Raw genomic sequence first — 13,741 nt, 5'->3', positions numbered from 1 at the left:
ATGCGGACGCCGGAACTCCATGCGACCGCGCCGGCACGGCCCTGGCCCCGCCTCCTCGTCGACGACGGAGTCGGGGGAGGTGTTGATAAGCCCAGGCGCTCAGGCGATGTGGACGATCACCCCGCCGCAACCGGCGCCGGTGCGACCGTCCTATGCGAATCGCGTCGATCGTTGCCGCTCCGTATCCCTTTCCCTGTTCGTCCTTGTCGATGAGCAGCTTCCACAGGAAGTAGGGGCCGACCAGGTCCCTCGTCCACGGGTTCCGGAATCCCGTCGCTGATCATGGTGAACCCGACCAGTGCGCCGGTCGCGGCGTCATGCACCGCACACTGCCGCGGCATGGCGCGCGCCTCCTCCGCGGCTTCCTGGAATATGTCCTGCATCGAGTCGAGGTACTGATCCTGGCCGGGCCCGATGCGCAGGCCGAGCAGGGCCTGACGATCGGCATCGGACTCGACGTCGCGAAGGTGGACTCGCGTCGGGTTGGAGCGCGCGGTGTTCGCAGGTTCCCCCTTCTCGTCGACGGCACGGTATGCCGGGGCCGATCCGAACGGGGATCTGCGGGCCTCTTCTACGTCAACGTACGGCGGTACCGCCAGGACTACTCGGAACTGCGCAGACACCGCCGGGACCGACCGCCGAATTTCGCGTAGTCCAGTACGCGCGCTCCGCAGTCCGCCGGCTCCGACACTTGTCCTCATGGCCGCGCGTCGCACCGCCGCCAGCGAGGACAGTGGACTTCCCAGGACGGTGAAACGGTGAGTGCCGCTACAAGCATGTTCTATCTCATCGTGGAGATCGCGGCGCCGCTGGCGCTGGCTATCTCCCTGACGCTGCGCTGGGCCTACCGGCATGCGGTGCGACGGTCGATGCTCCTGCAGGTCTCGCACGGTGCGACGGCGGGTGACGACGATTCGTCGGCCCCTCCCACGAGGGCAGCCGCGGCTCCGGCGCACCCGCTCGAGATCGCGCCGGTCGCGGTGCCGGACCGCACCGCCGTACGCGCCGCCCGGCGCGGGCCCTGGACCACCGTCGCCGTACATGTCGTGGGCGGTCTCGCCTACGCGTTGGTCATGACCGCGGCTTTCGTCGTGGAGGTCGCTCCCCTGATGACGCCCATCGGAGGGGTCTCCGTTGGGTGGCGTTTCTGGACCGGAATGTTGTGGTTCTGCCTGTTCTACATCTGGCCTGTGGTGATCGTGGTGAGCCTTGTTGTGAAACTGCCCTGGCACACCATGGTCGCTGCCGTGATCGTCTTCGCTGCCGTATTCGTCGGTGCGGCGTGGCTGGTACTCGGTGCGGTGAATGCGACTGTGCCGCAGGCGATGCAGGACATTGCGACATCCCAGGGGCTGACTGCGCTCCCGAGTATCAGCCTGCGGCAGGTGGTCGGCATATGGTGGTCAATGGACGGCGTCGCCACCCTGGTGGTGTTGGCCTTTCTGGTGCGGCCGATCAGGGCGATCGGACCGGTCGTGCTCGCCTTGACGGTGGCGGCGCTGTCTGGTGCCTACGGGATGATCATGCTGCTCAACCTCCAGCAACCGGCCCAGTGGGTCACAACAGTCGCGGACAAGCTGGGTCTCGACGGTCGGATCGGGGCCATCGCCGTCCTGGTGATCGTGCTCGGTGTGGCTGCCATCGCCGGCTGCCTGGTCGGCTATCTCACCCTGCGCGGGGTTGGCCGGCTCTACACCGCGCAAGTGATCAGCGAGCAGTCCATCCAGGTGTATGCCGTGTGGCTGGTCTTCGCGCTGGCCCAGCCGGCACCACCGACGAAGCCGTACGCGTGCCTGGTCGCCTTCGCCATCTATGTCCTCGTAGTGAGAGTCGGACTGCGCCTGTTCGTCGGGCGTAACGGTGTCGGCGGGCTACCGCCGCGGCTGTTGGTGTTGCGGGTGTTCTCACTGGGCAGACGGAGTGAATCCCTGTTCGATGCCTTCTCACGGTTGTGGCGGTATACCGGACCCGTACAGCTGATCGCCGGTCCCGACCTCGCCGGCGCGACGGTCGAACCTCACGAGTTCCTCGACTTCCTGGGCGGACGTCTGCAGCGCCGGTTCATCAACGGTCCGGCGACGCTGGATCGGCGCCTCGCCGAGACCTCACTTCGGCCCGATCCGGACAACCGGTTCCGAGTGTTCGAGTTCTTCTGCCACGCCGATACGTGGCAGATGGTGCTGCGTCGGCTCGTGGGTGAAAGCGATGCGGTCCTGATGGACCTGCGCGGGTTCACCCGCACCAACAAGGGCTGCATCTTCGAACTCCACGAATTGCTCGATACTGTTCCCTTGGAACGCGTATCGCTCGTGGTCGATCACACGACGGACAACGACTTCCTTGCCGACGTTCTGCACCAAGGCTGGCAGCACGTCAGCGCCGCTTCGCCGAATCGCACCGATGCCACTCCGCGCGTGCGCCTCTATCACCTCGATCGCGGCAGCGCCCACCGAATCGGTGAACTGGTCGCCACAGTGGCCGATGTCCGCGGCCGCAACGTGACGCCGGCCACGGCGTGAGGGCATCGCCACAAACTGTCGAATGTCTTTGGCCGAAACACCTACACGAGCGCGCGCCGCGTGCGCACCCGCCGATCGAGGTCCCAGAGCAGCACGTTGAACGGGAATCTCCGCACCATTCCCGGCAGCAGGCGGTTGACGGCCCGCACCGTACGCATCAACCGCTCGAAGCGGCGTTGCCGATCGGCGTCCCACGGCAACCCCATCTCGTCGCGAAACTGTTGCGGCAGAAAACCCGTCGTGATCAGCAGGGCCATACCGTCGACCCGACCCTGCACCGCCCGGGGCAGCGTCAGTCCCGGTATCCGGGCGCGGGCGACCGGGTACAGGTACTCGCGCACGGCGTCGTCCATGTGCACCGTTCGCAAGGACTGGCACCAGTACCTGTCGAAGGCGGCCCGGTCCGCCGGCCACATGTCGGGAGGCACCTGCAGCGTCGTGGCGAGCACGTGCGACGCGCGGTAGTGCTCGTCGGCCGTCTCTTCGTCCATCCCGCCGTCCATCCCGCTGTCCATGTCGCTGTCCATGTCGCCGACGAACATGCGATACACGTCGAGCGCGCCCTTGTACATGCACGCCGCCACCCACAGCTGAAGGTCTTTGTCGAAGGCGTTGTAGGCCACCGGACTTTCCGGTGTCGAATACACCTGGGCATGCACCCGATTGACGGCGCGGCGGAAAGCCGCCTTCTGGGCGTCGCTGCCGGCGATGGCGACCGCAAGATAGGTGAAGGTGGTGCGCGCCCGCTTGAGGGGATGGCGGTCCAGTCGGCCGCTCTCGACCCGGCTCTCCACGACCCCGCGGCCGACGGCGGGTTGCGACATCTGCATGATCACATTCGCGGGGCCCGCCAGCAGACCGACGCCCATCAGGCCATCGCCGATGGCGTCGGTCTGGTGGCAGGGCCGGCGACCCATCGACCACCCCTTGCGGCGGACTGTGACAACCTGCGTTTTGTGATCGTGGCCCGGCCGCCGCACCGTGTCAAGCAAACCACTCGTCGAAGGTATAAACCGAAGCCCGGCAATCGCATTCACCACCTCGCGGTTGATTCCGCGGCCAGATCGCGATCCGGCGCGGATGGGCGATCTGTCCGCAGAATCATGCGTTCATCCCGCCGCCGAGGGCCGGCGGCGCACCACGGTGGCTGACCGGTGCGGCCGAGCGTCGGACGGCCTGACCTATCATCGGTCCGGCGTCGGCATGAACGGGCCAACCCGAACCGTTCCCGGCCGCCGTAGCGTCTCAACGAGGGAAACCGATATGCCGCTTCGCGTGCTCGCCCACTTCGTCGCCGGCGATCGGGTGATGGAAACGCTTGCTCGGGAGTCGGATTGGCTCGACATCCGGTTCTGCGCCGAGGACGACGACGACACCTTCTACCGGGAACTGCCCGACGTCGAAGTGATCTGGCACGTGCTGCGGCCGTTGTCCGCCGACGACCTCGACAAGGCGCGCCGGTTACGGTTGGTGCACAAACTCGGCGCCGGGGTCAACACCATCGACGTCGACGCGGCGACCCGCCTCGGCATTGCCGTGGCCAACATGCCCGGCGCGAACGCACCCTCGGTGGCCGAGGGCACGGTCCTGCTGATGCTCGCCGCGTTGCGGCGCCTGCCCGCGCTGGATCGCGACACCCGCCTCGGCAAGGGCTGGCCCCAGGACCCCGAGCTGGGTGAGACCGTTCGCGATATCGGCAGCTGCGTGGTCGGCCTGATCGGGTACGGCAACATCGCCCAACGGGTCGAGACGATCGTCGCCTCGATGGGCGCGGAGGTCCTGCACACCAGCACCCGCGACGACGGCACGCCCGGATGGCGCTCGCTGCCCGATCTGCTGGCCGCCAGCGACGTCGTCTCGCTTCACCTGCCGCTCACCGAGCAGACGTCCGGCCTGCTCGACCGCGCGGCGCTGGGCGTGATGAAACCCGGCGCGGTGCTGGTGAACACGGCGCGCGGGCCGATCGTCGACGAGGACGCGCTGGTCGAGGCGCTGCGCGACGGCCGTCTCGGAGCCGCGGCGCTCGACGTGTTCTCGGTGGAGCCGGTGGCTCCGGACAATCCCCTGCTGTCGCTGCCCAATGTCGTGCTCACCCCGCACGTGACTTGGTACACCGCCGACACGATGCGCCGCTATCTCGACGAGGCCGTCGCCAATTGCCGCCGGATCCGCGCGGGCGACAACCTGGCCAACGTGGTGAACGCGCCTACCGGCCGCGACGGGGGGCGGGAGTAGGCCCCGAGTAGGCTCGGCCCCAGCCGACCGGCTACCGGAAAGGCCACAGGAGGCAACGACGCCATGCCCATCGCACTCACGCGCGAGCACAACGACCTGGCCGATTCGGTGCGGGCCCTCTTGGCGCGGATGACGCCGTCGGAGGTGCTGCATGAGGCGATGGAGAACCCGATCCCCAACCCGCCGCCGTACTGGCGGGCGGCGGCCGACCAGGGCCTGCAGGGCGTCCACCTGGCGGAATCGGTCGGGGGCCAGGGATTCGGCATCCTCGAACTGGCCATCGTCGTCGCGGAGTTCGGCTATCGGGCGGTTCCCGGACCGTTCGTACCGTCCGCGATCGCGGGCGCGCTCATCGCCGCCCACGACCCCGACGCCAAGGTGCTCGCGCAGCTGGCCGGCGGCGACGTCATCGCCGCCTACGCCATCGACTCCGGGCTGACGGCGACACGGCACGGCGACGCCCTGATCATCCGCGGCGAAGTGCGCGGAGTGCCGTCCGCGGGCGAGGCCGCCGTGCTGGTGCTTCCGGTCGCGATCGACAGCGGCGAGGAATGGATCGTCCTCGACGCTCACGAACTCGAGATCGAGCCGGTGCGCAGCATCGATCCGCTGCGCCCGATAGCCCATGTGCGCGCCAACGCGGTTCATGTCGGCGACGACCGGGTCCTGACCAACCTGAGCCGCCCGCTGGCCCGCGCCCTGATGTCGACGCTGCTGTCCGCCGAGGCCGTCGGCGTCGCGCGCTGGGCAACCGACGCCGCGGCGGCGTATGCCAAGATCCGCGAGCAGTTCGGTCGCCCCATCGGCCAGTTCCAGGCGATCAAGCACAGGTGCGCCGAGATGATCGCCGACACCGAGCGGGCGACCGCGGCCGTCTGGGATGCCGCCCGCGCCGTCGACGAGGCGGAGGGGAACGGTTCGGCGGATTCGTCGTTCGAATTCGCCGCGGCCGTCGCCGCCACACTGGCACCGGCCGCGGCGCGACGATGCACCCAGGATTGCATCCAGGTGCACGGCGGTATCGGCTTCACGTGGGAGCACGACGCGGGTGTGTACTACCGCCGCGCGCTGCTGCTGTCGGCATGTTTCGGCCGCGCCGCCGACTATCCGCAACAGGTGGTCGACATCGCCACCACGGCGGGTATCCGCCCACTCGACATCGACCTCGACCCGGACACCGAGAAGCTGCGAGCCGACATCCGTGCGGAGGTCAAGGCGCTCAAGGCTATTCCGCGCGAGCAGCGGGCAGCCGCCGTCGCCGAGGGCGGCTGGGTTCAGCCGCATCTACCGGCTCCGTGGGGTCGCGACGCCGGTCCCGTCGAGCAGATCGTCATCGCCCAGGAGTTCACCGCGGGCCGCGTCAAACGACCGGCACTCGGCATCGCCGCGTGGCTGATCCCCTCGATCGTCGCCTACGGCACCGAGGAACAGAAGCAGCGGTTCCTGCCGCCCACGCTGCGCGGCGAAACGATCTGGTGCCAACTGTTCTCAGAGCCCGGCGCCGGATCCGATCTGGCCGGTCTGACCACCAAGGCCACCAAGGTCGACGGCGGTTGGCGCATCACCGGCCAGAAGGTGTGGACGACGGGAGCCCAGTACGCGGACTGGGGTGCGCTGCTGGCCAGGACGGATCCGAGCGCTCCGAAACACAACGGCATCACCTACTTCCTGATCGACATGCGCGCAAACGGTGTGCAGGTCAAGCCGTTACGGGAGCTGACCGGGCACGCGATGTTCAACACGGTGTACCTCGATGACGTGTTCGTGCCCGATGATCTTGCGCTCGGCGAGGTCAACAGGGGCTGGGAGGTCAGCCGCAACACGCTGACCAACGAGCGGGTTTCGATCGGCAGCGGTGAGCCGCCGTTCCTGGCCAGCCTGGATCGGTTCGTGGATTTCCTCCGCGACGGCCATTTCGATCAGATCGGCCAGAACCAGGCGGGTCGGCTCATCGCCGAGGGCTACGCGGCCAAGCTGCTGAACATGCGCTCGACGCTGCTCACGCTGGCGGGTGGCGACGCGATGCCCGCCGCCGCGATCTCGAAGCTGCTATCGATGCGGACCGGCCAGGGTTACGCCGAATTCGCCGTCTCCTCATTCGGAACCGACGGTGCGATCGGCGATCCCGACCAGCTGACCGGACAGTGGGCGGAGTACCTGTTGGTGAGCCGCGCGACGACGATCTACGGCGGCACCAGCGAAGTGCAGCTCAACATCATCGCCGAGCGGTTACTGGGTCTTCCGCGCGACCCGTAGCACCGGGAAATGGTTTGCCCGTCGGTGTACCGTCGAAGTAGTTGATGGCGGCAACGATGGGCACACCGATGGGACTCCAGCACTCACGGTCCACTTCACTCGGGCATCGCGGGCATCGCGCGATACGGTTGGTTGTCACCGCAGCCGCCGCAATCGCATTCGCGGTCGCCCCGAGCGTCGTGTTCAGCGCGGGCAGCGCGCAGACCCCGACCGACACCGTGGCTCAACCTTGTGTCAACGGCGTCGTTCCCGGGAACCCCTACATCGTGAACTGCAACCTCCGGCCACGCCCACCCCGGATCATGGGGTCAGCGCCGGACGCGGGCGCGATCATCGCGTGCCGGAACTGGCCGGGTTGCCTGTCCTGGTATGTGAACGGCGGCCCGTGACCAACGATGTCGAGAAGCGCTGGCATGACCCGCCGATGTTTCGGGCGGCCGTCACCTATGTAGTGGCGGTCATCGCGCTGGCCGGAATCGCGTTCGCGCTGTACGCGATACCTGGAGGTCGGTCGGTCTACGCCGCGGTCCTGGTCCCCCTGATTCTGTTCGTCGGTGGGGTGGGCGCCTTCATCAAGACGTACCGCGTCTGGAAGGTGGGCGGCACCTGGCCCATCTGGCAGGGGGCGGGCTGGTTCCTGCTGGCGCTCTTCCTGGTTTGTTTGAGCATCCCCGGCTCGGCCGCGTTGGCGTCGTAGCTGTCCCCGGCCACCGCCCTCAGGGCAGGATCGAGTCGACGTAGCCGCCGTCAACCCGGAGCGCGCCGCCCGTCGTCGCAGAGGCCAGCGGTGACGCGAGATAGGTCACCATGTTGGCGATCTCGCCGGGCTCGATCAACCGCTGCAACAACGACTGCGGCCGGAACGTGCGCATGAACTCGCGCTGCGCCTCATCCCACGGCAGCGAGGTGTCCACCAGCTGATAGACGAAGTCCTCCACACCGGCGGTGCGCGTCGGGCCTGCGATGACCGAGTTGACGGTCACACCCGTGCCCGCGGCTTCCTTGGCGAAGCCCCGCGACACCGCGAGCAGCGCCGTTTTCGACACCCCGTAGTGGATCATCTCGTGCGGGATGACGATCGCGGAGTCGCTGGCGATCTGGAGCACCCGGCCCCAGCCGCGCTGGATCATGCCGGGTAGGTAGGAACGGATAAGACGCGCCGCCGCAAGGACATTCACCTCGAAGTAGGTCCGCCACTGGTCGTCGGTGATCTCCAGGGCGGGCACCGCACCGAAGATCCCGAGGTTGTTGACCAGAATGTCGACGTCGGGCAGGTCGCGGAGCAACCCGTCGACTCCGTTCTCGGTGGTGACGTCGAACGCGACGCCGAATACCTCGCCACCGGAGCCGGCCAAAGCCGCGACGGCGTCCGCCACCCGCTCCGGTGTGCGGCCGTTGACGCCCACCCGTGCACCGGCCTCGGCCAGCCCCTTCGCGATCTCCAGTCCGATTCCCTGGGTCGAGCCTGTGACGAGTGCGGTCTTACCTGTCAGGTCGATGTTCACGACGGAGTACTACCACCGAGAGCGCGTGAGTATTCCTGAGTGTTCCAAGGGGGCGATCGCTGCGGCGGGCGGACCCGCTACATGACCTCGATGTCGCGAAGCTCGCGCTTGAGGACCTTCCCAGTGGGATTGCGGGGCAGCTCGTCGAGGAAGATGACCTCGCGCGGCACCTTGTAGCGCGCCAGATGCTCACGCACGTAATTCTTGATGTCGTCCTCGTCGATGTGGGCGCCTTCGGTCTTGACCACGAAGGCCCGCAATCGCTCGCCCCAGTCCTTGTCCTCTACGCCGAGCGCGGTGGCCTCGATCACCTCGGGGTGGCCGCTGATCAAATCCTCGACCTCGGCGGGGAAGACGTTCTCGCCGCCGGACACGATCATCTCGTCGTCGCGGCCGCTGACGAACAGCAGTCCGTTCTCGTCGAAGTAGCCGACGTCACCTGAGGACAGCAACCCGTCGATGATCTGCTTGCCCCCGCCGCCGGTGTAGCCCTCGAAGGGGAAGAAGTTGCCGACGAAGATGCGCCCGACCTTGCCCTGCGGCACCTCGCTGCCGTCATCGTCGAGAATCTTGACCCGCACCCCCTTGACCACGGGTCCCACCGTCGACGGATTGATCGACAGATCCTGGGGCCGGGCGATGGACGCGAACGCAACCTCGGTGGAGCCGTACAGGTTGTAGATGACCGGTCCGAGTTCCTTCAGCGCCCGGCCGGCCAGCTCGGCGCCGAGCTGAGATCCGGAGATGAACACGATCCGCAGGCTCGACAGATTGGGTTTGGGCGAGGTCTTGTCCAGTTCGTCGAGGATCCGCGACAGCATCACCGGAACGACGACCATGGCCGTCACCTTGTGCTTCTCGATGTCGGCCAGCACGGTGGCCGGCCTGAACCGCCGGCGCAGCACCAGCGTCGAACCCAGCATCATCGCGATGGTGCAGTGCAGGAACCCCAGCGCGTGGAACATCGGCGCGGGCAGCGACGTCACCTCTCCGGAGCGGAAAGGCACCAGGGAGAGCACCCCGCCGATCGGGGCCAGGGTCGGTGGGGTGCTGCGGTTCGCGCCCTTGGGGGTGCCAGTGGTTCCGCTGGTCAAGATGATGATCGACGAGTGCTTGGTCACCTTGGGCGGCGGCGCCTTGGAGCTGCGGGCGATCAGCTCGGCCAGCGTGTCGTCGGTGCTGCCCGACGGCTCTTGTTTGTCGGGATTCGTGCCCAGCGCCCTGAGCTTGCCCAGCGACGGTTCCGCCTGCGCGACGGCGCCGGTGTATTCGTCGTCGTAGATCACGAGCTTGGCGCCCTCGCGCTCGGAGACCTCCTTGATCTGCGGTCCGGAGAACTCGCTGTTGAGCAGAATGATGCGGGCTCCCACCCGGGTGCAGCCGTAGACCGCGATCAGAAACCATCGGTGGTTGCGGGCCAGGATCGCCACTCCGTCGCCGCCCCTGACGCCCATCGCCCGCAGTCCGTTGGCCACGGCGCTGGCGGACTCGTCGAGTTCGGCGAACGTCAGCTCGCCGTCGTCGTCGATGACTGCGGCGCGGTCGGGGGTGCGGCGCGCGTTCAGTGACGGGATCATGCCGATCTCACCCCAGCGCCGGATGTCGCCGACCATTCCGACGATGTTCTGCGGGGGTTCGAGCTTCAACGCACCGGCCTCGAACATCTTGTGGGCGTAGTGCAACTCGGCCGCACCGCGCTCGGCGAGCTTCTGGAATTTGGTCACTGCCTGCAACGGAAGGTCGGTCAGCTTGGGCATGAGGCCACCATATGTGACGTTCGTCTCAGCATGGCGCGGAAACCGGCCGCAACTAACATGGCTTCATGGCCGGTCCGCTCACGCTGGAGGTGGACGGTCAGCGGGTGTCGGTCAGCCATCCCGGAAAGGTCGTCTTTCCGGCCCTCGGCGTCACCAAACTCGACCTGATCCAGTACTACCTCCACGTCGCCGACGGTGCGCTGCGGGGCGTTCGCGACCGGCCGATGATTCTCAAACGATTCGTCAAGGGCATCACCGAGGAGGCGGTGTTCCAGAAGCGCGCCCCCGAGAAGCGGCCGGGGTACGTCGAAGTCGCCGAGTTGAAGTACGCGTCGGGCACATCGGCCAAGGAAGCCGTCGTCCGCCACGCCGCGGGACTGGCGTGGGCGGTCAACCTCGGCTGCATCGACCTCAACCCGCACCCCGTGCTGGCCGATGACCTCGACCATCCCGATGAACTGCGGGTCGACCTCGACCCGACGCCGGGCGTGCCGTGGGCGCAGATTGTCGACGTTGCGCTGGTGGCGCGTGAGGTGCTCGAGGACCACGGTCTGGCGGCCTGGCCGAAGACCTCCGGCTCGCGAGGTTTTCACATCTACGCCCGCATCGAGCCCCGCTGGCCCTTCACATCGGTGCGGCTGGCGGCCCAAACCGTGGCACGCGAAGTGGAACGGCGGGCACCCGAGATGGCCACCAGCCGTTGGTGGAAGGAAGAACGGCAGGGCGTCTTCGTCGACTTCAATCAGAACGCGAAGGATCGCACCGTGGCGTCGGCCTATTCGGTGCGCGCGACCGCCGACGCCAGAGTGTCGACGCCGCTGCACTGGGATGAGGTGCCCGACTGCCGAGCCGAGGCGTTCACCATCGCCACCGTGCCCGGCCGGTTCGCCGAACTCGGTGACCCCTGGGAAGGTATGGACGCCGCCGCGGGCACCCTCGATTCGTTGCTGGAACTCGCCGACCGGATGGGACCGGCGGAGAAGGCGCCGAAGGGCGCCGGGCGGTCGAAGGACGGGCGCCGCGAATCCGTGATGCCGCTGATCGAAATTGCCCGCACGAAGACGAAGGATGAAGCCCTCGCCGCCCTCGACGTCTGGCGCGAGCACCACCCCGCGGCGGCCGGCCTGCTGCAGCCGGCCGACATCCTCGTCGACGGGATGCGCGGCCCCAGTTCGATCTGGTACCGGATCCGGATCAATCTCCAGCATGTGCCCGAAGCCGATCGCCCACCGCAGGAAAGGCTGATCGCCGACTACAGCCCGTGGGAGAACTACACGGGCGGCCAGTTCCGGCGTAGCTGAGATCGCACGTTCACCTGGCAACCGAAAGCCGGTTCTTAACAAAGTATTACCAGTTGCTCCCAGCGGCCTTAAATTGGCCGGTTAGCTTGGGCAACAAGTTGAAGTGACAACGCCATCCGGGCCATTTCAGCGAACCACCGAGGGGAGGCTGCTCATGACCGTGACAACGTTCTACGGAAACCCGGCTCACGACTGCGGCGGTGCGCAGGTGCGGGCGCGGTGCCGCCAGCTGGCAACGGTGGTGACCATCAGTGGCGCGATCGACGACTCCAACGTCGACGGGATCACCGACTACGCCAAGCATTTCGTACTTGCCGAGAAGCCGTTCGTTCTCGATCTGAGCGGCGTGAGTTCCTTTGCCGCACATGGGATCTCGCTGTTGGATAGCCTCGCCGACGACTGCGATGCAATCGGCGTCGAGTGGCGGCTCATCGCAAGTGAACCGGTCGTGCGGACCGTCGGCGCCTGCGCCGATCCCGCCGCCATCCCGGCCGCCGGCTCCGTTCCCGACGCTTTGGGCGAGTTCGCCGAACTCACCCGGTCGCGTCGCCGACTGCTTCCCATCCTGACCAAGACCGCCTAGGCAAGAGGTTGACGACATCGTGTTGATTGACGTTCGCTGGCTCGGGGTATTGCTGCATCGCTGGCACAGGCCGGCGCACCGGCGACGCCCACTGGCAGTTTCGGGGGCCGCACGCCCATTGGCACTCTCGGGGCCCACGCGCCCATGACATGACGGCCGGTCGTTTCAACGACCGGCCGTTCTTTGTTGTCGGCACTATCGGTCGCGTGCCGGTGTCAACGGTGCGTCGTCAAGCCGTTCCTGCCGAGACCGCACCGGAGCAGCCGGTTCGACGTCCCAGTAATCTTGCGCAGCCTGGCTTTTCACAGTCCACAGCGACCTGGTGGTCCGCTCGCAGTTCCATCACAGCAATCCGCGATAACGTCGCCTCGGCTAGGCGGACCGCGATGCGCTGATCCGCATCGTCGTCGTCTCATGTCCTCCTATCGAGATGGCGGCGGTGATGTCTTGCCGGGTGATCTCTGTCATCTGTAGGTCGGGTGTCCTTGGGGCCGGGTCCCGATCGATTGACGCACGTCCGGACAGCGCGGGTACCGATTTGCGACGCGCAACGTTGAAGCCTTACGTCACCTGCTACAGATAGGACCGCACATGCCGTCAACCCGGCTCATTGCCCGCGTCGCCGCTGTTGCCGCCTTCGTCGGCATCGCGGCCTCCGCGTGCGGTGGCGGAGGCAACGAAGCGCCGACCACCACCACGACTACGACCACCACGACTACGACCACGTCGCCGGCTCCGACGAGCGCGCCCGCCGAGCCGTCGGAGAAGAACATCAACCCGACCGGGGGCAACCTCTTCACGCCGACGGTGGTCGCTCCCCCGGCTCCCACCGAGCCACCCGGTGTGCACCGCAACAACTAGCGCTTTGACGGCGGACGGTAGTGACGCCGGCCGTGACGCACACGAAACCCCCATCGCCCGATACGAATAGGACCCACATGAGTGCCACCCTGGAAGGTCGTCGCCGAATGGCGATCGTCGGCGGAACCCTGCTCGTTGCAGTGGGTGCATTGATCTCCGCATGCGGTAGCGGCGGTAACGAAGCACCCACCACGACGACCACCACGACAACCACCACGACGACGCCACCTCCCACCACCGCGCCGGCGGAGCCGTCGGAGAAGAACATCAACCCGACCGAAGGCAATCTCTTCACACCGCCGGTAGTCGCACCCCCGGCGCCGACGGTGCCACCGGGCCAGCACCCGGGAATCAACGGAATCCCGTAAGCCCGATCTGCGGGAGAGCCCCACTCGGGAGAGCCTCACTCAGGAGAGCCCCCCTCAGGAGAGCCTCACCACCCACCACCCGCGAGCTCCCCACCCACCACCCGCGAGCGTGCATGCGTGTTGCGCCCAGCACGCGGTTGAAGTTGCGAAGTTTGCGCACGCTCGCGGTGTGACCTGGGAGCGGTGCGGATCGAGCGGCTGGTGCGGGACCGGAAATTGTCGGACCCTCGAACTAGTGTTCGATGCATGGGGTTGACCGGTGTCGACGCAGCGGTGGCGCAGTTGCGCGCGGGGCTGGACGCCGTGATGACGGTGGATCTCGAGGGGCTGACCCACCGGGAGGTGTTGGGGGTGCT

12 protein-coding genes are annotated in these 13,741 nt (G+C 67.2%); 9 read left to right on the top strand and 3 right to left on the bottom strand.

The window, feature by feature from the left end; genetic code table 11:
* Window positions 1-317: 317 nt before the first annotated feature.
* Both ADBZ6K_RS16305 and ADBZ6K_RS16300 read left to right on the top strand, forming a co-directional pair.
* A complete protein-coding gene (locus ADBZ6K_RS16305) occupies window positions 318-653 on the top strand; it encodes a hypothetical protein (RefSeq protein ID WP_526348493.1) in 336 nt (111 codons plus the stop codon).
* A gap of 105 nt (window positions 654-758) precedes the next feature.
* Window positions 759-2,519, top strand: a complete 1,761-nt coding sequence (locus ADBZ6K_RS16300) for a hypothetical protein (protein ID WP_526348491.1) — start codon at window positions 759-761, stop codon at window positions 2,517-2,519.
* A gap of 41 nt (window positions 2,520-2,560) precedes the next feature.
* Here the strand turns inward: ADBZ6K_RS16300 and ADBZ6K_RS16295 are convergent, their stop codons facing one another.
* Window positions 2,561-3,436, bottom strand: coding sequence for an oxygenase MpaB family protein (locus tag ADBZ6K_RS16295; protein WP_526348489.1), 876 nt, complete (start codon window positions 3,434-3,436; stop codon window positions 2,561-2,563).
* 346 nt (window positions 3,437-3,782) lie between these two features.
* Here ADBZ6K_RS16295 and ADBZ6K_RS16290 point away from each other — a divergent pair, with 346 nt between their 5' ends.
* The 3 genes from ADBZ6K_RS16290 to ADBZ6K_RS16280 all read left to right on the top strand — a co-directional run bounded on the left by ADBZ6K_RS16290 (window position 3,783) and on the right by ADBZ6K_RS16280 (window position 7,707).
* The gene (locus tag ADBZ6K_RS16290; RefSeq protein ID WP_526348487.1) at window positions 3,783-4,754 is read left to right on the top strand and encodes a 2-hydroxyacid dehydrogenase; all 972 of its coding nucleotides are present in this window, start codon (window positions 3,783-3,785) and stop codon (window positions 4,752-4,754) included.
* Between the two features lie 63 nt (window positions 4,755-4,817).
* Window positions 4,818-7,010 (top strand): acyl-CoA dehydrogenase family protein, encoded by a 2,193-nt coding sequence (locus ADBZ6K_RS16285; protein ID WP_526348485.1) that lies wholly within the window; start codon window positions 4,818-4,820, stop codon window positions 7,008-7,010.
* Between the two features lie 385 nt (window positions 7,011-7,395).
* The gene (locus tag ADBZ6K_RS16280; protein ID WP_526348483.1) at window positions 7,396-7,707 is read left to right on the top strand and encodes a hypothetical protein; all 312 of its coding nucleotides are present in this window, start codon (window positions 7,396-7,398) and stop codon (window positions 7,705-7,707) included.
* A 19-nt stretch (window positions 7,708-7,726) separates the two neighbouring features.
* Here ADBZ6K_RS16280 and ADBZ6K_RS16275 read toward each other — a convergent pair whose 3' ends face one another.
* On the bottom strand, window positions 7,727-8,515 hold the full coding sequence (locus ADBZ6K_RS16275; protein WP_526348481.1) for an SDR family NAD(P)-dependent oxidoreductase: 789 nt from the start codon (window positions 8,513-8,515) through the stop codon (window positions 7,727-7,729).
* 77 nt (window positions 8,516-8,592) lie between these two features.
* Entirely contained in the window at window positions 8,593-10,272 is a 1,680-nt protein-coding gene (fadD2, locus tag ADBZ6K_RS16270) for a long-chain-fatty-acid--CoA ligase FadD2 (protein WP_526348479.1), read from the bottom strand.
* Between the two features lie 65 nt (window positions 10,273-10,337).
* Between fadD2 and ADBZ6K_RS16265 the strand changes: the two genes are divergently transcribed.
* The 4 genes from ADBZ6K_RS16265 (at window position 10,338) to ADBZ6K_RS16250 (ending at window position 13,385) form a co-directional block, all read left to right on the top strand.
* Window positions 10,338-11,573, top strand: coding sequence for a DNA polymerase domain-containing protein (locus ADBZ6K_RS16265; protein WP_526348477.1), 1,236 nt, complete (start codon window positions 10,338-10,340; stop codon window positions 11,571-11,573).
* A gap of 154 nt (window positions 11,574-11,727) precedes the next feature.
* A complete protein-coding gene (locus tag ADBZ6K_RS16260) occupies window positions 11,728-12,156 on the top strand; it encodes an STAS domain-containing protein (protein ID WP_526348475.1) in 429 nt (142 codons plus the stop codon).
* A 591-nt stretch (window positions 12,157-12,747) separates the two neighbouring features.
* Window positions 12,748-13,017, top strand: coding sequence for a hypothetical protein (locus tag ADBZ6K_RS16255; RefSeq protein ID WP_526348473.1), 270 nt, complete (start codon window positions 12,748-12,750; stop codon window positions 13,015-13,017).
* Window positions 13,018-13,094: 77 nt separating this feature from the next.
* A complete protein-coding gene (locus tag ADBZ6K_RS16250) occupies window positions 13,095-13,385 on the top strand; it encodes a hypothetical protein (RefSeq protein WP_526348471.1) in 291 nt (96 codons plus the stop codon).
* The last annotated feature ends 356 nt before the right edge of the window (window positions 13,386-13,741 follow it).

This window comes from Mycobacterium sp. (genome assembly GCF_044223235.1).
In the GTDB taxonomy this organism is placed as follows: domain Bacteria; phylum Actinomycetota; class Actinomycetes; order Mycobacteriales; family Mycobacteriaceae; genus Mycobacterium.
The sequence above is the reverse complement of the archived record's forward strand: the minus strand, read 5'-3'. Positions and strand labels throughout refer to the sequence as shown.

Excerpts from the sequence above, each read along its gene's own strand:
- ADBZ6K_RS16285 (WP_526348485.1), top strand. The coding sequence starts at position 4,818 with ATGCCCATCGCACTCACGCGCGAGCACAACGACCTGGCCGATTCGGTG.
- ADBZ6K_RS16265 (WP_526348477.1), top strand. The coding sequence starts at position 10,338 with ATGGCCGGTCCGCTCACGCTGGAGGTGGACGGTCAGCGGGTGTCGGTC.
- ADBZ6K_RS16260 (WP_526348475.1), top strand. The coding sequence starts at position 11,728 with ATGACCGTGACAACGTTCTACGGAAACCCGGCTCACGACTGCGGCGGT.
- ADBZ6K_RS16295 (WP_526348489.1), bottom strand. The coding sequence starts at position 3,436 with ATGGGTCGCCGGCCCTGCCACCAGACCGACGCCATCGGCGATGGCCTG.
- ADBZ6K_RS16305 (WP_526348493.1), top strand. The coding sequence starts at position 318 with ATGCACCGCACACTGCCGCGGCATGGCGCGCGCCTCCTCCGCGGCTTC.
- ADBZ6K_RS16255 (WP_526348473.1), top strand. The coding sequence starts at position 12,748 with ATGCCGTCAACCCGGCTCATTGCCCGCGTCGCCGCTGTTGCCGCCTTC.
- ADBZ6K_RS16250 (WP_526348471.1), top strand. The coding sequence starts at position 13,095 with ATGAGTGCCACCCTGGAAGGTCGTCGCCGAATGGCGATCGTCGGCGGA.
- ADBZ6K_RS16290 (WP_526348487.1), top strand. The coding sequence starts at position 3,783 with ATGCCGCTTCGCGTGCTCGCCCACTTCGTCGCCGGCGATCGGGTGATG.
- fadD2 (WP_526348479.1), bottom strand. The coding sequence starts at position 10,272 with ATGCCCAAGCTGACCGACCTTCCGTTGCAGGCAGTGACCAAATTCCAG.